This is a genomic window from Acidimicrobiales bacterium (genome assembly GCA_041394245.1).
Lineage (GTDB): Bacteria > Actinomycetota > Acidimicrobiia > Acidimicrobiales > Aldehydirespiratoraceae > JAJRXC01.
This window is the reverse complement of sequence record JAWKIR010000002.1, coordinates 1185223-1202688: the sequence shown is the minus strand read 5'-3', so window position 1 is coordinate 1202688 and position 17466 is coordinate 1185223. Positions and strand designations below refer to the sequence as shown.

Genomic DNA, 17466 nt, shown 5'->3' with positions numbered 1-17466 from the left:
TGGCGGCCCGTTGATCGACTGTCTACGGTCGGTGCCATGCCCGGACCGATCCCAGACCCGCTCTACGACCCCGCACTCGACGCCCACGTCGACGAGATGAACCGGATCGCCGAACTCGTTGCGGGTTTGCAGGGCGCATCGCCGAGCGAGTGGACCGCCGACGTCGTCGCGGCGGCCCGCCGCAACTTCGACGCGTACGTACGCCAGCCTGCGGAGGTGACCGACCGGTTCTCCGAGCGGGTGATCGACGGTCCCCACGGGCCGATCCGGCTCCGGGTCCATGTGCCCGACGGCCCGCGACGCGGTGTCGTGCTCGACTGGCACGGTGGCGGGTTCTACCTCGGCAGCCCGGAGATGGACGACGTCGCCAACCTTCGCCACGCCGCGGCGACCGGCTGTGTGACCGTCGCCGCGACCTATCGGTTGGGACCCGAGGCGCCGTATCCCGCGGGCCCCGACGATGCCGAAGCGACGGCGCTGTGGCTGCTGGAGCACGCCGTCGCGGAGTGGGACGTTCCGCTCGTCGTCGTGATGGGTTCCTCCGCAGGGGCGAACATCGCCGCCATCACGTTGCAGCGCCTGCGGGATCGCCACGATGCCCTGGGTGAGATCGTCGCGGCGAATCTCGTGTTCGGGGTCTACGACCTCACCGGAACGCCCAGCCAGCATCGCCTCGGCATCCCGACGTTTCGGGACCTCTACCTGCCGACGATCGAGCGCCGTGATCGCGACGACCCCGACATCTCGCCCATCTACGGCGATCTGGGCGGCATGCCACCGGCGTTGTTCACGGTCGGTACCGCCGACTACCTCTTCGACGATTCGCTGTTCATGGCAGCGCGATGGCACGCCGCCGGCTCGCCCGCCCGGGTCGCCGTGTATCCGGCCTGTCCGCACGGCTTCACCGCCTTTCCGGCCGAGCTCGCCCGACGGGCGAACGAGACGATGGACACGTGGGTGAGCGAGCGTCTCGACGAGGTCATCGGAAGGGTGGAGTCCTGAGGGGACACCGGTAACATTTGTCGTTCAAGTTCGCCCAGGAGTAACCCCGATGTCGAAGATCTGCCAGGTCACGGGCAAGAAGCCCCACTTTGGCAAGCAGCTTTCTCACTCGCACCGTCGTTCCAGCCGTCGCTGGGATCCCAACGTGCAGGTGAAGCGCTTCTATCTGCCGAGTGAGCGTCGCTGGATCAAGCTCAACGTGTCCACCAAGGGCATCAAGACCATCGACAAGCGCGGGATCGAGTCCGTCGTTGCCGAGATGCGCCGCAACGGACAACGGGTTTGAGCCGGAGAGTCTGAGGAAATCATGGCTGGAAGCGACAAGCGACCCATCATCAAGCTGCGTTCGACCGCGGGCACGGGCTACACCTACGTGACCACGAAGAACAAGGCCAACACTCGCGAGCGCATCGAGATCAAGAAGTACGATCCCAAGATCCGTCAGCACGTGATCTTCAAGGAAGAGCGCTAGAAGGCTCGTGGCTCCCCGACTACGGCGTCGGGGGCTTCTAGCCTGACGGGATGGTCTCCCCTGATCGCCCCGTGGCGATGTTCGATTCGGGATTCGGTGGGCTCACCGTGGCACGGGCGGTGATCGACCTGTTGCCCGACGAGCACCTCGTCTACTTCGGCGACACCGCCAGGTACCCGTACGGTCCCCGCACCCACGACGAGGTGCGGGGTTTCGCCGTCCAGATCACCGAGTGGTTGATGGCCGCGCACGATCCGAAGATGATCGTGGTCGCGTGCAACACGGCGTCCGCCGTTGCGCTCGAGGAGCTGCAGGAGATGGTCGACGTGCCGGTGATCGGCGTGCTCGAGCCGGGGCTGCGTTCGCTCATCGAGGTGACGGTCACGGGCCGCGTGGGAATGATCGGGACGGTCGGCACGGTCGCGAGCGGTGCCTATCAGCAACTGTCCGAGGAGCTCGCGCCCGGGATCTCGTTGACCTGTGCGGCGTGTCCGGGCTTCGTCGAGTTCGTGGAGCGGGGGGAGACCCGATCCGACCAGGTGCACGTGCTCGCCGAGCGGCTGCTCGCACCGATCCAGGAGGCCAAGGTCGACAGCCTGCTGCTCGGGTGCACCCATTACCCCTTCCTCGCCCGCACGATCGGCGATGTCATGGGTCGTGACGTCGTGCTGGTGTCCTCCGCCGACGAGACCGCGTTCGAGGTGCAGCGCGCCATCGAGGAGATGGGAGCGGAGCGGCGCGGTGGCGGCCCGTCGATCCGGCGTTTCGTCTCCAGCGGCGATGTCGAGAGCTTCGCCCGGCTGGGGCGGCGACTCCTCGGCCCAGAACTCGACGCCGTGGAGGCGCACCAATGGTGAGCCCATGACGGCGCTCACGGTGACGGTCCTCGGATCGTCGGGCTCCTACGCGGCGGCCGACAACCCCTGTACGGGTTTCCTCGTGCAGAGCCGCGACGCGGCCGTCCTCTACGACTGCGGTCCGGGCACGACCGGACCCCTCCAGAAGGCGATCGATCTCGTGGACCTCACGGCGATCGTCATCAGCCACTGCCATCCCGACCACTGGCTCGAGCTCCCCGTGTTGCGCAATGTGTTCACCTGGTTCGTGCCCCGTTCGGGCCTTCCCGTCTACGGCACGGCCCGTACCGCCGAGATGGACGCTGCGGTCGCCGTGCCCGTTGCCGGCGTGCCGAGCCCCTTCGACTGGACCGTCATCGACTCGTCGGCCCGCCTGACGATCGCCGACCAGCGGTGGACGTTCGATCGAACCGACCATCCGGTCGAGACGCTCGCGGCTCGGGTCGAATCGGCCGGCACGTCGGTGATGTTCAGCTCCGACACCGGCCCCGAGTGGGACTTCGACGAGTTCGGTCGCGATGCCGATGCCGCGTTCTGCGACGCGAGCCATCTCTGCGGCTTCGAGGGCCAGGGCATCCCGCACCTGAGCGCCAGAGAAGCGGCGATGCGGGCCGAGGCGGCCGGCGCCAAGCGCCTGGTCCTCACCCACCTCATTCCGGGGTCTGATGCCGAAGCCCACCGCGACGAGGCCGCCGCGGCCTACGGTGGCCCGGTCGACGTGGCCCTTCCGGGCTCCGTCTTCGAGTTCTGATCCTCGACTTCCGGAGCGCACTTTCGTGTCCACTCGCTACGACGGCCGTCAGCCCGACGACCTCCGACCGTTTTCCTTCGTCCGTGACTTCACGAACATGACCATGGGCTCGACCCTCGTGACCTTCGGTGAGACCCGCGTGCTGTGCACTGCGTCGGTCGAGGAGGACGTTCCTCGGTGGATGAAGGGCAAGGGCGAGGGCTGGGTGACCGCGGAGTACTCGATGCTGCCGGGGTCTTCGCCTGAACGGGTCAATCGTGAGCGCAACGGCGCCAAGGGCCGCACGCAGGAGATCGAGCGGCTCATCGGGCGCTCGCTGCGGGCCGTGACCGACATGCGGGCGCTCGGGGAGAACTCCATCCGCCTCGACTGCGACGTGCTCCAAGCCGATGGCGGTACCCGCACTGCGTCGATCTGTGGCGCCTATGTCGCCCTGCACGATGCCTGCGAGCGTCTGGTGCAGGGCGGGGCGATTCCGAAGAATCCCCTGGTCACCGAATGTGCCGCCATCTCCGTCGGCATCGTCGACGGGCGCCCTGTCCTCGACCTGCCCTATCCGGAGGACTCGACGGCCGATGTCGACTTCAACGTGATCATGGCCGGCAACGGTGAGCTGATCGAGGTGCAGGGAACGGCCGAGGGCAATACGTTCAGCCGCGCCGAACTCGACGCATTGCTCGACCTGGCCGAGTCCGGGATCGCCACGATCACGGCCGCCCAGCGCGCGGTGCTGGCCGAGGCTCCCTCCCCGCGGACACCCGGACGCTGACCGTGGAGGCCCTCGCTCTGCCTCGCCTCGTCTGCGCGAGCGCCAACCCCGACAAGGTCGCCGAGATCGCGCTCGTGCTCGAGGGTCTGGTCGACCTGCTCCCTCGTCCGGAGGGGCTGGCCGATGTGGTCGAGGATGCCCCCGATCTCGAAGGCAATGCCCGACTCAAGGCGGTCGCGGTGTGCGCGGCGGCAGGCGCGGCCGCGGTGAGTGACGACACGGGCCTCGAGGTCGACGCGCTCGACGGCGCGCCCGGCGTCTACTCGGCCCGCTACGCCGGCGACGACGCGACGTACGACGACAACGTGCAGCGGCTCCTCGACGAGCTGGACCGGGTCGGCGCCCTCACCCCCGAACAGCGCACGGCTCGGTTCCGCACGGTGGTCATGGTGGTGTGGCCCGATGGCACGGAGCTGAGCGTCGAGGGCGTCGTGGAAGGCGTGATCGCGCCGGCCCGTCAGGGCAGTGGAGGGTTCGGCTACGACCCGGTCTTCGTGCCGCTCGAGCGCGACGGTCGCTCGTTCGCCGAGATGGGCGCCGAGAAGCACGAGATCAGCCATCGTGGTCGTGCGTTCCGGGCGCTGGCCGAGGCGCTGACCCATACCGACCGCCGGGCGGGCGCGTAGCGAGAGAGCGGCGTGGATCCCGGTCGGGGCAGCGTCCTCAGGGGGCGACCGCGGGATTCCGGTAGGCGTCGAGTGTCTCGGCGATCTGGCGGTCGAGCGGTGTGGGTTCGAGCCCGAACACCGCGGTGGTGTCGGCTGCGTCGATCACGAACGGGGCGTCGAACTGGTAGCGCATCTCCCACAGCTCCCGGATGACGGGGGAGACGAGACCGGCGACCCGCAGGGCGGGTCGAGGAATCCGGCCGACGCCGACATGGGGCAGGCCGGCCGCGTCGGCCATCGCATCGATCATCGTCCTGGCGGTGACCGCGGGAAGGGTCGGCACGTGCCAGGCCCGTCCGAGCGAGCGGTCGTCGGTGCCGAGCGTGGCGAGGGTCTGGCACACGTCGCCGATGTAGGACCAGCTGTGGATCACGTCGGCCGGACCCAGGAGCGACACGCGCCTGCCCGCGAGCACGCGGGGCACGACGCGATCGCCGAGGTGACTGGTCTCGCCGAGGCCGGGGCCGACATAGTCCGACGCCCGCACCTCGGTCGCCCGGATGCGGCCGGCGTCGTGGGCCCTCAGGGCGTCGTGCCACATGTCGGTGCGGATCCGCCCCTTGCGGCTGCCGGGCGCCAGCGGATCGGTGGCCCGCATGGGACTCGCACCGGCGGCGAAGCCGTAGAGATTGCTCATCGTGACGAGTCGGGCCCCGGTCGCTTCGGCCGCGGCCAGGAAGGCGGCGCCGAGCGGGGGCCAGGCGGTCGCCCACTGGTGGTAGGGCGGGTTGGCACAGTTGTAGAGCGAATGGGCATCCGTGGTGAGTTCGGTGAGCCGAGCTGCGTCCGATGCATCGGCGGCGACGCGCTCGATGGCGGGGTGGTCGGGTCCGCTGCCCGAGCGGGTGACGAGACGGACGTCGTGGCCCGCTTCGGCGAGGCGCCGGGCGGTGCCCGATCCGACGGCACCGGCGCCGACGATCACGTGAAGCGACATGGGATTCTCCTGGTGTGAGTGGTGTTCTTGAACGAGAGCAGTGCTCTCGAATGCACTGTGCGCCCGTTCGGGCCGCCTGTCAAGAGCAGTGCTCTCGTTTGTTGCCAATGCTCTCGAAATGTCGCATGATGGTGCCGTGACCGATGCCGACCCCTCCACCAGCGCCAGCGTCGGCGTCCGGGCTCGGGCCCGGGCCGAGCTCGTCGCCGAGATCACCCGCAGCGCCCGCAATCAGCTCGCGGACCACGGCGCAGCGGCCCTCTCCCTGCGGGCGGTGTCGCGCGATCTCGGGATGGCGTCGTCGGCGATCTATCGCTACTTCCCGAGTCGGGACGCGCTGTTGACCGCGCTCATCATCGAGTCCTACGACGCACTCGGCGACGCCTGCGAGCGGGCGCACGCCGCAGTCGACCCCACCGACCTTCTCGGCCGCTGGCGCAGCGTCGCCCACGCAGCCCGATCCTGGGCCCTCGAGAATCCCCACGAATACGCGTTGATCTACGGTTCGCCGGTCCCTGGCTATGCCGCCCCCGACGACACCATCGACCCGGCGACACGAGTCCCGATCCTGCTGCTGGCGTTGCTCGACGACATCTCGGCGACCGGTTCGCGAGCGCCCGAGACCGGCGGCGCCGTGTCCGCCGGCCTGTCGGCCCAGCTGGCCACCATGCGCAGCCAGGTGGGCGGGCGGGCCGACGACGCACTGATGCTGGCCGGCGTGGGCGCGTGGACCGAGCTCTTCGGCATGCTCAACTTCGAGCTCTTCGGTCAGTTCGCCAACGTGTTCGACGACGCCGACGACCTGTTCGCCCATCAGGTCGACGCCGCCGCCCACCGCCTCGGCTTGCGTGCGGACGGGGAGACTTGAACTCCCACACCCTTTCGGGCACCAGGACCTAAACCTGGCGTGTCTGCCAATTCCACCACGTCCGCGTGGCCGCTCCAGCTACCGGTTGGAGCGATGCCGCCAGGCTAGCGATGGATGACGGTACCCTTCGCTCCATGACGCAGCTCCCCGAGAACGCTCAGTTCATGGCTTCCAGCGCGGTGGCCAACCCGCAGACCGACATCTACCACCGTCTGCTCCAGGACCGCATCGTGGTCCTCGGCACCGATGTCAACGACGACATCGCCAACTACATCACGGCCCAGCTCCTGTACCTCGAAGGTCAGGACAAGGAAAAGCCGATCTGGCTCTACATCAACTCTCCTGGCGGGTCCGTCTCGGCCGGCATGGCGATCTACGACACGATGCAGTTCGTCGACTGTGAAGTCGGCACCATCTGCATGGGCATGGGCGCCTCGATGGGCCAGTTCCTGCTCTGCGCCGGCGCCCCGGGCAAGCGCTACGCCCTGCCCCATGCCCGGATCATGATGCACCAACCCCTCGGCGGTGTGCAGGGCCAGGCCACCGACATCGCGATCCAGGCCGAGCAGATGGCCTACACCAAGAAGCTGCTCCAGGAGCGCATCGCCTTCCACACCGGTCAGACCGTCGAGCAGATCGAGGCCGACTCCGACCGGGACCGTTGGTTCACCGCCGAACAGGCGAAGGACTACGGCATCATCGACCATGTCATCGTCAAGCGCGGTGAGATGATCTGACCCTCCTCGGAGGTCAGGCTTCGCCGCGCTTCACCAGTTCGGCATATTCCTCGATGGTGACCGATTCGCCGCCGTCTTCGACGCGGCCCTGATCCTGCGGCCGCAGGAAGGGCCGCAAGTCTTCGATCTTCTTCCACGCGGGGACGGGCGCGTTGCCGTCGGCATCGGGCACGTAGGGGGACGCCGCGACGCGCTGGTGCTTGACGATGTAGCGGGGACAGTTGATGAACGACTCGGTCACCGTGGCCCGGACCACGAGCTGGGCACCCGGGAACTCGGCGAGCATCGGGTCGTCGGCGCTGACGGTGGCGTCGGCGTGCACGCGAACGCGGTTGGGGACCTCGAAGTCGATGAAGAGCATGCCGATCTTCGCGGTGGCGGCGATGTTGCCCATCGACAGGAACATCCCGTTGCCGTCGTAGCTGGGGAACACCAGTGTCGTGGGGTCGACGACCCTGACGAAGCCGCGGGGGCCTCCCTTGTGCGAGACGGTCGGCTGGCCGTCGGCTCGCAGCGTCGACAGGAAGAAGAACTCGCGATCGGCGATGAACGCCATCGCTTCGTCGTTGAGCTGGGGTTGGATGATCGAGAACTCCATGGCCACCGCGAGATCGCGGCTCTCGAACCGTTCCTGCAACTCGATGTGGTGCTCGTCGTAGAAGCTCACGAGCGGGCCGCCTCGGCGACCGAACGCAGTTCGGTGATGCCTTCGGACTTGTCGTCGTACTTGAACAGCGCCGAACCGCTGACGAAGACGTTGGCCCCGGCGGCCGCGCATTCGCCGATGGTGGCGGCACTGATGCCGCCGTCGATCTCGATGTCGATCGGGTATCCGCTCGCATCGACCATCGCGTGCAGTTCGGCGATCTTGTCGAGCAGGGGGATGTAGGCCTGTCCGCCGAAGCCCGGGTTGACGGTCATCACGAGGATGTGGTCGGTCTGGTCGAGGACGTGTCGGATCGCGGCGGCCGGCGTGTGGGGATTGAGCACGACCCCGCTGCGAGCGCCTTCCTTGCGGATGTTGCCGAGCGACCGGTGGAGATGGGTGCAGGCCTCGGCGTGGACCATGACCGTCTCGCAGCCCGCCTCGATGTAGAGGGGCGCGATCTCGTCGGGCTTCACCACCATGAGATGTGCTTCGAAGTGGATGGACAGAAGCGGGCGGATGCTCTTCACCACGTCGGGTCCGACCGTGATGTTGGGGACGAACACGCCGTCCATCACATCCCAGTGGATGCGATCGGCACCGGCCTTCTCGAGCTCGATGCACTCCTCGCCGAGGCGGGCGAAATCGGCGGGGAGGATGGACGGAGCGATCTCGATGGGGCGATTCACACGGTCGACCCTAATCGCGGGAGGTGCACGCGCGAGGAGCATCCGGGCAGCGTGGCGATACCGTCCTGCCCGTGGAACTGCATGTCTCCGCGACGGCGCGTGACGGGGCCGGAGTGGCCCGAGCCGACGATGGCCGAATCGTCTTCGTCGAAGGCGCGCTCGCCGGCGAGACGGTGCTGGTGGAGCTCATCAGGGTCGACAAGCGATGGTCTCGCGCCCGCGTGGTGCGGGTCATCGACCCGTCGCCCGAACGGGTGGCGGTGCCGTGTACCCATCAGCTCGAAGGCTGCGGCGGTTGCGATCTGTTGCACGTGGCGCCCGACGCCCAGCTGCGCATGAAGTCGTCGATGGTCATCGACCAGCTGGTGCGGGCCGAGGTCGATGCACCCGACGCAGCGCTGCGTTCCCTCGACGACGATCAGGGTCGCACGACGGTGCGGGCGGCGGTGGTCGACGGTCGGGCCGGCTATCGGATCCGCGGCTCCCACGACATCGTGATTCCCGAGGTCTGCGATGCCGTCGACCCGATCGCCGAGCAGCTCCTCGTCGACGGTCGATTCGGTGATGCGAACGAGATCACGATCCGGGTGGGTTCTCGCACCGGCGAGCGCCTCGTCATGGTCGAAGGCAGCAGCTTCGGGGTCGAGTTGCCCGACGACGTGCTCTTGGTCGGCGCCGACGAACTCGCCAAGGGGAAGCGGGCGTGGATCCACGAGGAGGCCGGCGGGCGTCGCTGGCGTGTGTCGGCCCGATCGTTCTTCCAGAACCGGCCGGCAGGAGTCGACGCGCTCGTCGACGAGGTCGGTGAGATGGTGTCCGCCCTCGGTGGCGACGGGCCGCTCGTCGATGCCTATGCGGGAGTCGGCATCTTCGCCGGCACGATCGGGCGCGGTCGTCAGGTCCACGCCATCGAGCGGGGCAAGGACTCCATCGCCGATGCCCGGGTCAACCTCACCGACCCCGACACCAAGATCATCGCGTCGTCGGTCGAACGCTGGCGGCCCAGCCCTGCCGCGGTCGTGATCGCCGACCCTGCCCGGGAAGGGCTCGGCAAGGACGGCGTCAGGTCGCTCCTGCGGGCCGAACCGGGTCTGTTCGTCCTGGTGAGCTGCGACCCGTCGGCCTTCGCCAACGATGCGAAGCGGCTGATCGATGCCGGCATGACCCTCGACCGGATGACCGTCGTCGACATGTTCCCCGGCACGTCCCACGTCGAGACCGTCGGGGCATTCACCGCCTGAGCTACGCCGCCGCGGATGTCGGCCGGGGCCGGCTGTGGCGATCAGACGCGGAGCTGGCCGACGACTTCGTCGGCGACCCGGTGGAGGTCCTCGTCGACGGTCACGACGCGGTGGGCCCGCTCCCGGAACGGCTGGACGTACTCGTCGTGCATCGGTGCGACGAACTCGGCGAACTGGCGGCGGACGTCGTCGGCATCGCGGCCCCGTTCGGCGACGTCGCGACGGATCCGACGCTCGAGGCGAATGTGTTCGGGGACGTCGATGAAGACCGCGTGGTCGAGGAGTTCGTGGATGCCGGGGAAGCAGAACAGGAGAATGCCTTCGACGATCACGACCTCGCGGGCTTCGACCCGGATGGTTCCGCCGGGGCGGGTGTGGGTCGCGAAGTCGTATTCGGGAACGTCGACCGATCGCCCCGCCCTGAGCTCGGCGAGGTGGGCGGCGAACAGCTCGTTGTCGAGCGAGTCGGGGTGGTCGTAGTTGACCTGCTTCCGCTCGTCCATGGTGATGTGAGAAAGGTCGCGGTAGTAGGCGTCGAAGGCCAGTGCCGAGACCCGTTCGGGTCCGAGCCGCTGGATCAGCTGAACGGCGAGCGTGGTCTTCCCGGCGCCCGAGCCGCCACAGATCCCGAAGAGCCTTGCCACGGGCGCACACCGTACCGCCGACGGCGTGCGACGTGGCAGGATCGGCGCCATGAGTGCCTCCGTCCTGACCCGCCACGAGATGCCGAGCAATCTCGTTCCTTCGCCCGTGACCTACGAGGTGTTGGAGCCGGAGGATCTGCCGGCCGGCGCACCGGTCCTCATCTGGCTCCATGGCGGCAACGGGCCCGGCAACTTCGCCGCAGTCACGGCACCGGCATTCGAGGCATGCTGGGCCGCTGAAACCCTCCCGCCGCTGCGGGTCGTCATGCCGCACTCGACCCGCTCGTTCTGGCTCGACGGCATCGGGGAGGACTCGGGGTGGGAGTCGATGCTGACCGGCGAGCTCATCGCACATGTGGGAGAGGTCTTCGACGCGGGTGATGTCGTGGCGGTCGGCGGCATCTCGATGGGCGGCATGGGGGCCCTGCGGATGGCGTTCCGACATCCGGAGCGCGTTGCTGCGGTCGTCGCGATCGAGCCGGCCATCGAACCGACCGCCGAGTGGGACAGCGTCCGACGGCGCGACACCGCGTATCGGCACGACGCCCTGTCGGAGCTCTTCGGTGATCCCGTCGACGCGGCACGGTTCCGTCACAACCACCCCATCGCGGTGATGGAGGAGCATGCGGTCGACATCGCGGCCCATGGGTTGGCGATCTACCTCGAGTGTGGCGACGAGGACATGTTCGATCTGTACCACGGCGCCGAGGCGCTCCATCGACGGCTGTTCGACATCGGCCTGCGTCACGAGTACCGGTCGGTGCGCGGTGCCGACCACGTCGGTCACACGCTCATGGCCAGAACCGTCGATGCGCTCGGATTCCTCGGGCGGGTGTTGAAGGAGGCCGAGCCGGATCCCGAACTCGATGCCGTCGTCGCCATGGTGCAGGCCTCCCACGACGCCGTCGGGTTTCGCCGCACGACCACCGTCGCCGGTCCGGCCGGCCCGATCGAGGTGCACGAGTACGGCGACGGCGAACCGGTCGTGATGATCCCGTCGCTCGGGCGCGGGGCGGCCGACTTCGACGACCTCGCCTTGCGGCTGGCCCGAGCCGGCTACCACGCCATCCACCCCGAGCCGCGGGGCATCGGTGGCTCGACCGGGGATCTCACCGATCTCACGATGGCCGACCTGGCCGCCGACGCCGCCGCCGTCATCCAGGCAGTGGTCGGCGGTCCGGTCACCATCGTCGGGCATGCCTTCGGGAACCGGGTGGCCCGTATGACCGCGACCGACTACCCGCACCTCGTCGACACCGTGGTGCTGCTCTGCTGCGGTGGGTTGGTGCCGCCGGCGCCTGAGCATGCGGCCGCGCTCCGGCAGGTCTTCGATGCCGAGGCGTCCGAGGAGGACCACCTCGCCGCGGTCGCGAGCGCCTTCTTCGCGCCCGGGAACGATGCCGCGGTGTGGGTCGACGGATGGCACGCGACCGCGGCGGCGGGCCAGGCCGCGGCGACGACGAAGCAGGCGGTCGAGCACTGGTGGGGAGCGGGCGGAAAGGACCTGCTGGTCGTGCAGCCGCTCCAGGACGTGATGGCCGTGCCCGAGAACGCGCACCGGATCTGTGAGGAGTTCGGCGATCGCGCCACGATGGTCACGGTCGACAATGCCGGCCATGCGCTTCTGCCCGAACAGCCCGACGCCGTCGAGGTGGCGGTGCGGTCCTGGCTCCAACGTCCGTCGATCGGCCCGAGACGGTGAGTCGTCGCCCCGCCACCCGGGCCGACATCGCCCCGTTCTACGTGATGGAGGTCATGCGGGCCGCAGAGCTGCGCATCGCCGCCGGTCATGAGGTACTCCATCTCGAGGTGGGTCAGCCGTCGACCCCGGCGCCTTCACCCGTGCGCGAGGCCGCGCACCGGGCGCTCGACGACGACGTGCTCGGCTACACGACCGCCACCGGCATCGAGCCCCTGCGGCGGCGGATCGCCGAGCACTATCTCGACTGGTACCGGACGACGGTCGATCCCGATGCGGTCATGCTGACCGTCGGGGCGTCGGGCGCGTTCGTTGCTGCGTTCATGGCCGCGTTCGATCCGGGCGATCGCGTCGTGGTGCCGTCGCCCGGTTACCCCTGCTACCGCAACGCGCTCGAGGTGCTCGGCGTGGAGGTCGTCGATCTGCCCACGACGATCGAGACGCGGTTCCAGCCGACGGTCGCACAGCTCGACGAGCTCGGACCGTTCGACGGACTGGTGCTCTCGTCGCCGTCGAACCCGACGGGCACGATGCTCGACGCCGAACGCATGGACGGGATCACCGCCTGGTGCCGCGACCACGACGTCTGGTTCGTTTCCGACGAGATCTATCACGGCATCACCTTCGGGGAATCGGCCCCAACCGCGCTCCAGTTCGATTCCGACGCGATCGTGATCAACAGCTTCTCGAAGTACTTCTCGATGACCGGATGGCGCCTGGGCTGGTTGATCGCCCCTCCGGTGTTGCGAACCGCGCTGACCCGGATCGGGCAGAATCTCACGATCGCCGCGCCGACGCTCTCGCAACTGGCCGCAGTCGCCGCCTTCGACAGCCACGACGAGTGCGAGGCCAACGTCGCCCGCTACGCCCGCAACCGCCGAATCCTCCTCGAAGGTCTCCCGCACGCGGGGATCGATCGCCTCGCTCCGGCCGACGGCGCCTTCTACGTGTGGGCCCGGACCGACCATCTCGCCGACGACTCGCAGGCGCTGTGCGCCCGCTGGCTCGCCGAACTCGGCGTTGCGGCCACACCTGGTGTCGACTTCGATCCGGTCGACGGCCACCGGTTCGTGCGATTCTCGTTTGCCGGTGTCGAGGCGGATGTGGCAGAAGCCGTCGCCCGACTGAGAGATTGGACGCCATGACCTACGACCCGTCGAAGCTGGAAACCCTCACCGTCGAGATGGACGGTCATGTGGCGTGGGTGACCATCAATCGTCCCGAGGCCTACAACGCCTTCAGCCCGACGATGGAGCGCGAGATGCGCGAGACGTGGGAGGCGTTCCGGCGCGACGACGACGTGCGGGCGATCGTCCTCACCGCCGCCGGCGACAAGGCGTTCTGCGTCGGGATCGATCGCAACGAGGGCGAGTTCACCGCTCTCGACGACAGCGCCGGCCTCTACGGCACGTCCAACAACTTCATGTACGACGATCCGGGCGACAACCTCGGGCCCAAGGCCTGCGATCTGTGGAAGCCGGTGATCTGTGCGGTCAACGGCATGGCGGCCGGCGGCGCGTTCTACATGATCGCCGAGGCCGACGTGATCCTCGCTGCCGACCACGCCACCTTCTTCGACCCGCACGTCACCTATGGCATGGCTGCCGTCTACGAGCCGATCAAGATGCTGCAACGCATGCCGCTCGGCGAGGTGCTGCGCATGTCGTTGCTCGGCAACTACGAGCGCATGTCGGCGGAGACCGCGCACCGCATCGGTCTGGTCAGCGAGGTCTGCCCGGCGGGGGAGTTGCGCGAACGGGCGAAGTGGGTCGCCGACGCGATCGCGGCCCAGCCGCCCGTGGCCGTGCAGGCGACGATGCGCGCCATCTGGGCCGCCAACGACATGGGGCGCCTGAACGCGATCGCCATGGCTCCGGCCATCCTCACGACCGGCTTCGATCGCGCCGGGATGGAAGCCGGCGCCGAATCGTTCGCCTCCGGCGCTCGGATCGCTCCGAAGACCCGCTAGTTCAGAACGGGGCCAGCCGTCGCTCGTGGACGGGGTCAGGCGCCGAGGCGGGCCCGGGCGGCAGCGCTGGCGTCGAGCAGGCGCTGCGGGATCACCACGCCGTTGACCTCGACGCTGCCACCGGCCGCGGCCGTGGTGCCGCCGCTGGCCTCGCCGCCGGCGGGAGCCGACGCGGCCGCCTCGGCGGCTTGCTCGGCCTCGATCGCCTCACGTTCGCGCTGCACGAGGAAGCGGTCGTAGTCCTTCGCCTTCACCAGGCTGCCGTGGTCGATGTGGCCCACGCTCTTGCCATCGTCGAAGCGGACCCAGTAACGCTGCCAGGCGAACCCGTTGGCGACGGCGACCTTGCCCTTGCTGCCCGCGGGGTAGCCGGGGATGTCGTCGACCAAGCGCACCTTGGTGCCCCGCGTGTAGGGGGTGGCCTGGAGTTCTGCGGTGGTGGCGGCTGCGTTCGGCACGAGAAGAAAACGTAGCGCCTGCGTCTAGTGTCCGACGACATGAGCACCAGCCCACGCGAGAACTACGTCACCATCGATCGATCGGAGCCGGCGGTTCCGGTCGTCACGCTCAACCGTCCCGAACGTCGAAACGCACTCTCGATGGATCTTGTGAGCGACGGCATCGCCGCGTTCCGCGAGCTGCATCGTGACCGGGATGCGCGGGTGATCGTGCTGACCGGGGCCGGCGACGGCTTCTGCGCCGGCGCCGACCTGAAGGGTGGCGGGAGCCCGGCGCCGGACGCGGAGGGCCGGGGTCCGGTGGGGAGCGTCTACCGGAGCCAGGAGCACATCGTCGACTTCATGATGGCGGTGCACGAATGCGACAAGCCGGTGATCGCGGCCGTGCACGGCGCGGCCGTCGGCGGAGGCTTCGCCTTGGCGCTCGCCAGCGATCTGCGGGTGGCCGACACCACGGCCTACTTCGGGTCGGTCTTCATCAATGTCGGGCTGACCTCGTGCGACATCGGCACCAGCTACTTCCTGCCCCGTCTCGTCGGGTCGGGCCATGCGATGGACATGATGCTGAGCGGTCGCCACGTGGCTGCGGAGGAGGCCGAGCGCATGGGAATGATCAACCGGCTCGTGCCCGCGGGCACACACCTCGAAGCTGCGCTCGACTATGGCCGCCGCCTCGCGAAGCAGAATGAGTACGGGCTGTGGCTCACCAAGCGGGGTATGTGGGCCAACATCGATGCCCCGTCGATCCGCCATGCCGTCGAACTCGAGAATCGCCAGCAGGTGCTCGGTACGTTCACCGGCAACATGACCGAGGCGATGCGTGCGTTCGGCGAACGTCGGGAGCCCAACTGGGGTCCGATGTGAGCACGCGGTAGCATGTCTTCCCAGGAAGGTTCATTCCCGAAGGCTCCAGGAGCGATTGCCATGACACCTGAAGATCTCGACTATCTCCCGTTCGATGCCGACAACCACTTCTACGAGGCACTCGACGCGTTCACCCGGCACGTGCCGGCGGAGATGCAGCCCCGGGTGGTGCAATGGGTCGAGCAGGACGGGCGCAAGTACCACCTGGTCGGCGGTCGGATCAGCCATGCCGTGGTCAACCCCACGTGGGATCCGGTCGCGATGCCGGGCGCGCTCCACGAGTACTTCAAGGGCAACCCCAACGGCCGCAGCCCGCTCGAGATGCTCAAGGAGCGTGAGCCGCTGCCCGACTACTACATGAACAACGACGCCCGGGTCGAACTCGTCAAGCAGCAGGGTCTCCAGGCCGTTTGGCTGTTCCCGACGCTCGGCGTCCTCTACGAGGAGCTGATCAAGGAAGACGTCGAGGCGTGCGCCGCGATGATGACCGCGTTCAACCAGTGGCTGCTCGAGGACTGGGGCTACGACTACAAGGACACGATCTACGGGGCTCCCTACCTCTGCCTCGGCGATGTCGATGCGGCCGCGGCCGAGGTCGACAAGGTCATCGCCGCCGGAGCCCGCGTGCTGGTCATGCGGCCCGCCGCAGTGATGACGGCGACCGGCATGAAGTCGCCGTTCGATCCCCACTTCGATCCGGTGTGGTCGCGTATCAACGAGGCGGGCGTGACCCTCGTGATCCACGCGTCCGACTCCGGCTACTCGACGCAGGGCTATGCCGACAATCGCTTCTCCGCGGCCGGCATCAGCAAGGGCAACTACGGCGGTCCGTCGATCGGCAGCTTCTCGATCGAACGTGCCGCCCAGGACTGGCTCATCCAGGCCGTGTTCCAGAAGATCTTCGACCGGTTCCCCAACCTGCGCTTCGCATCGGTCGAGAACGGGTCCGACTTCCTGGCCCCGATGTTCCGCAAGTTCGATCAGACGGTGAAGAAGAGCTTCGGCTGGTTCAACGACCACCCGGTCGACACCTTCAAGAACCACGTCTGGATGAACCCGTTCTGGGAGGACGACGTCAACGAGGTCGCCGAGTTGATGGGCGCCGATCACGTGATCTTCGGTTCCGACTGGCCCCACATCGAGGGTCTTCCCAAGCCGCTCGACTATCTGGTTGAGTTGAAGGAGTTCGATGCCGTCGATCAGAAGAAGATCCTGCTCGACAACGTCACGTTCCTGAACACGCCCCAGCCCGTCTGACCCGGAGGGTCACCGAGTGACCCACTCACACCATCACGCGCACGACCCCGGCCCGCCCGGTGGTGCGCGCCGTGATCTGGTGGTGGCCGCCAGTGCCAACAGCGTCCTGCTGGTCGTGCAGGTGGTCGGGGCCTTCGCCTTCGGTTCGCTGGCATTGCTGGCCGATTCGGTCCATCAGGCCAGCGACGTCGTCTCGCTGTTCCTCGCCGTCGGCATCGCGACGCTGACGGCTCGTCCGGCTTCGACCCGCTACACGTTCGGGCTCCGCCGGGCCGACGCGCTCGGCGGGTTGGCACACGCCCTGCTGCTCTCGGTCGGCGTGGTCCTCGTCGTGGTCGAGGCGATTCGTCGACTCGACGGCGAACACCACGTCGACGGGTTGGGCGTGGTGGTGCTCGCCGCCGTCGGGCTGCTCATCAACGGATTCAGCGCCCGTTGGCTGCACGCCGGCCACGGCCATTCGCTCAATGTCGAGGGCGCGGTGCTGCACCTCGTCGCCGATGCGCTCGGTTCACTGGTCGTCCTCGTCGGCGGCGCGGTGGTGCTGTTCACCGATGCCGACTGGGTGGATCCGGTCGCATCACTGCTGGTCACCGCGATCATCGTCTGGTCGGCGTGGCGCCGCGCCAGAGCGTCGCTGCACGTCCTGCTCGACGGCGTGCCGGTGGGTGTCGACCTCGATCAGCTGCGGGCGCTGTTGGTGTCGGACCCGATGGTTTCCGATGTCCACCATCTCCACGTGCGGGCGCTCGACGGCGACACCTTGAGCCTGACCGGCCACGTGCGGGTCGCCACCGATCAACTCCACGATGCCCAACGGGTCACCCACCGTTTGAGCGAGGCGCTCGCCGACCAAGGCATCGCCCACGTGACGCTGCAGGCCGAGTGTCACCCCTGCGACGAACCCGACTGCTGATACTCCCGAACGGGTCGATCGG

General features: G+C 68.2%; 21 protein-coding genes and 1 tRNA gene. 16 read left to right on the top strand and 6 right to left on the bottom strand.

Going from position 1 to position 17466, the window contains the following annotated elements; all coding sequences use genetic code 11:
* Positions 1–36: 36 nt before the first annotated feature.
* From R2707_06075 to rdgB, 7 genes are read left to right on the top strand one after another with little or no spacing between them, the layout of a single operon-like run.
* Positions 37–1002, top strand: coding sequence for an alpha/beta hydrolase (locus R2707_06075; protein ID MEZ5244643.1), 966 nt, complete (start codon positions 37–39; stop codon positions 1000–1002).
* A 49-nt stretch (positions 1003–1051) separates the two neighbouring features.
* The gene (rpmB, locus tag R2707_06070; GenBank protein MEZ5244642.1) at positions 1052–1288 is read left to right on the top strand and encodes a 50S ribosomal protein L28; all 237 of its coding nucleotides are present in this window, start codon (positions 1052–1054) and stop codon (positions 1286–1288) included.
* 21 nt (positions 1289–1309) lie between these two features.
* A complete protein-coding gene (gene rpmG / locus R2707_06065) occupies positions 1310–1474 on the top strand; it encodes a 50S ribosomal protein L33 (GenBank protein MEZ5244641.1) in 165 nt (54 codons plus the stop codon).
* Positions 1475–1524: 50 nt separating this feature from the next.
* On the top strand, positions 1525–2331 hold the full coding sequence (murI, locus tag R2707_06060; protein ID MEZ5244640.1) for a glutamate racemase: 807 nt from the start codon (positions 1525–1527) through the stop codon (positions 2329–2331).
* 4 nt (positions 2332–2335) lie between these two features.
* Positions 2336–3082, top strand: coding sequence for an MBL fold metallo-hydrolase (locus tag R2707_06055; GenBank protein ID MEZ5244639.1), 747 nt, complete (start codon positions 2336–2338; stop codon positions 3080–3082).
* A 25-nt stretch (positions 3083–3107) separates the two neighbouring features.
* Positions 3108–3851 carry a ribonuclease PH gene (gene rph, locus R2707_06050; GenBank protein MEZ5244638.1) on the top strand — a complete coding sequence of 248 codons (744 nt, stop codon included), beginning with the start codon at positions 3108–3110 and terminating at the stop codon, positions 3849–3851.
* Between the two features lie 2 nt (positions 3852–3853).
* A complete protein-coding gene (gene rdgB / locus R2707_06045) occupies positions 3854–4477 on the top strand; it encodes an RdgB/HAM1 family non-canonical purine NTP pyrophosphatase (GenBank protein MEZ5244637.1) in 624 nt (207 codons plus the stop codon).
* 37 nt (positions 4478–4514) lie between these two features.
* Here rdgB and R2707_06040 read toward each other — a convergent pair whose 3' ends face one another.
* Entirely contained in the window at positions 4515–5456 is a 942-nt protein-coding gene (locus R2707_06040) for an NAD-dependent epimerase/dehydratase family protein (GenBank protein ID MEZ5244636.1), read from the bottom strand.
* Positions 5457–5592: 136 nt separating this feature from the next.
* Here R2707_06040 and R2707_06035 point away from each other — a divergent pair, with 136 nt between their 5' ends.
* Positions 5593–6324 (top strand): TetR/AcrR family transcriptional regulator, encoded by a 732-nt coding sequence (locus tag R2707_06035; GenBank protein MEZ5244635.1) that lies wholly within the window; start codon positions 5593–5595, stop codon positions 6322–6324.
* Here R2707_06035 and R2707_06030 read toward each other — a convergent pair.
* Positions 6306–6389, bottom strand: a tRNA-Leu gene (locus R2707_06030). The two genes, R2707_06035 and R2707_06030, sit on opposite strands and share 19 nt — an antisense overlap.
* A 99-nt stretch (positions 6390–6488) precedes the next feature.
* Between R2707_06030 and R2707_06025 the strand changes: the two genes are divergently transcribed.
* Complete coding sequence (locus R2707_06025) at positions 6489–7061, top strand: ATP-dependent Clp protease proteolytic subunit (GenBank protein MEZ5244634.1); 573 nt, start codon at positions 6489–6491, stop codon at positions 7059–7061.
* Positions 7062–7074: 13 nt separating this feature from the next.
* Here the strand turns inward: R2707_06025 and R2707_06020 are convergent, their stop codons facing one another.
* Positions 7075–7728 carry a pyridoxamine 5'-phosphate oxidase family protein gene (locus R2707_06020; GenBank protein MEZ5244633.1) on the bottom strand — a complete coding sequence of 218 codons (654 nt, stop codon included), beginning with the start codon at positions 7726–7728 and terminating at the stop codon, positions 7075–7077.
* Entirely contained in the window at positions 7725–8396 is a 672-nt protein-coding gene (gene rpe / locus R2707_06015) for a ribulose-phosphate 3-epimerase (protein MEZ5244632.1), read from the bottom strand. Before rpe ends, R2707_06020 begins: the two co-directional genes overlap by 4 nt.
* Positions 8397–8467: 71 nt before the next feature.
* On the opposite strand from rpe, the gene R2707_06010 reads away from it, so the two are divergent.
* A complete protein-coding gene (locus R2707_06010) occupies positions 8468–9637 on the top strand; it encodes a TRAM domain-containing protein (GenBank protein ID MEZ5244631.1) in 1170 nt (389 codons plus the stop codon).
* Positions 9638–9678: 41 nt separating this feature from the next.
* Here R2707_06010 and udk read toward each other — a convergent pair whose 3' ends face one another.
* On the bottom strand, positions 9679–10281 hold the full coding sequence (gene udk, locus R2707_06005) for a uridine kinase (protein MEZ5244630.1): 603 nt from the start codon (positions 10279–10281) through the stop codon (positions 9679–9681).
* Between the two features lie 49 nt (positions 10282–10330).
* On the opposite strand from udk, the gene R2707_06000 reads away from it, so the two are divergent.
* The 3 genes from R2707_06000 to R2707_05990 are packed head-to-tail and all read left to right on the top strand — an operon-like array spanning position 10331 to position 13949.
* Complete coding sequence (locus R2707_06000) at positions 10331–11983, top strand: alpha/beta fold hydrolase (GenBank protein MEZ5244629.1); 1653 nt, start codon at positions 10331–10333, stop codon at positions 11981–11983.
* Positions 11980–13125 carry an aminotransferase class I/II-fold pyridoxal phosphate-dependent enzyme gene (locus tag R2707_05995; GenBank protein ID MEZ5244628.1) on the top strand — a complete coding sequence of 382 codons (1146 nt, stop codon included), beginning with the start codon at positions 11980–11982 and terminating at the stop codon, positions 13123–13125. Before R2707_06000 ends, R2707_05995 begins: the two co-directional genes overlap by 4 nt.
* Positions 13122–13949 (top strand): enoyl-CoA hydratase/isomerase family protein, encoded by an 828-nt coding sequence (locus R2707_05990; GenBank protein ID MEZ5244627.1) that lies wholly within the window; start codon positions 13122–13124, stop codon positions 13947–13949. Before R2707_05995 ends, R2707_05990 begins: the two co-directional genes overlap by 4 nt.
* 35 nt (positions 13950–13984) lie before the next feature.
* Here the strand turns inward: R2707_05990 and R2707_05985 are convergent, their stop codons facing one another.
* Positions 13985–14407 carry a hypothetical protein gene (locus R2707_05985; protein MEZ5244626.1) on the bottom strand — a complete coding sequence of 141 codons (423 nt, stop codon included), beginning with the start codon at positions 14405–14407 and terminating at the stop codon, positions 13985–13987.
* A 39-nt stretch (positions 14408–14446) separates the two neighbouring features.
* Between R2707_05985 and R2707_05980 the strand changes: the two genes are divergently transcribed.
* From R2707_05980 to R2707_05970, 3 genes are read left to right on the top strand one after another with little or no spacing between them, the layout of a single operon-like run.
* The gene (locus R2707_05980) at positions 14447–15271 is read left to right on the top strand and encodes an enoyl-CoA hydratase-related protein (GenBank protein ID MEZ5244625.1); all 825 of its coding nucleotides are present in this window, start codon (positions 14447–14449) and stop codon (positions 15269–15271) included.
* 60 nt (positions 15272–15331) lie between these two features.
* Entirely contained in the window at positions 15332–16528 is a 1197-nt protein-coding gene (locus R2707_05975) for an amidohydrolase family protein (GenBank protein ID MEZ5244624.1), read from the top strand.
* 16 nt (positions 16529–16544) lie between these two features.
* Entirely contained in the window at positions 16545–17444 is a 900-nt protein-coding gene (locus R2707_05970) for a cation diffusion facilitator family transporter (GenBank protein MEZ5244623.1), read from the top strand.
* The last annotated feature ends 22 nt before the right edge of the window (positions 17445–17466 follow it).

Coding starts and splice junctions, on each gene's coding strand:
- R2707_06075 (MEZ5244643.1), top strand. CDS start 37: ATGCCCGGACCGATCCCAGACCCGCTCTACGACCCCGCACTCGACGCC.
- rpmB (MEZ5244642.1), top strand. CDS start 1,052: ATGTCGAAGATCTGCCAGGTCACGGGCAAGAAGCCCCACTTTGGCAAG.
- rpmG (MEZ5244641.1), top strand. CDS start 1,310: ATGGCTGGAAGCGACAAGCGACCCATCATCAAGCTGCGTTCGACCGCG.
- murI (MEZ5244640.1), top strand. CDS start 1,525: ATGGTCTCCCCTGATCGCCCCGTGGCGATGTTCGATTCGGGATTCGGT.
- R2707_06055 (MEZ5244639.1), top strand. CDS start 2,336: ATGACGGCGCTCACGGTGACGGTCCTCGGATCGTCGGGCTCCTACGCG.
- R2707_06040 (MEZ5244636.1), bottom strand. CDS start 5,456: ATGTCGCTTCACGTGATCGTCGGCGCCGGTGCCGTCGGATCGGGCACC.
- R2707_06025 (MEZ5244634.1), top strand. CDS start 6,489: ATGGCTTCCAGCGCGGTGGCCAACCCGCAGACCGACATCTACCACCGT.
- R2707_06000 (MEZ5244629.1), top strand. CDS start 10,331: ATGAGTGCCTCCGTCCTGACCCGCCACGAGATGCCGAGCAATCTCGTT.
- R2707_05990 (MEZ5244627.1), top strand. CDS start 13,122: ATGACCTACGACCCGTCGAAGCTGGAAACCCTCACCGTCGAGATGGAC.
- R2707_05980 (MEZ5244625.1), top strand. CDS start 14,447: ATGAGCACCAGCCCACGCGAGAACTACGTCACCATCGATCGATCGGAG.
- R2707_05975 (MEZ5244624.1), top strand. CDS start 15,332: ATGACACCTGAAGATCTCGACTATCTCCCGTTCGATGCCGACAACCAC.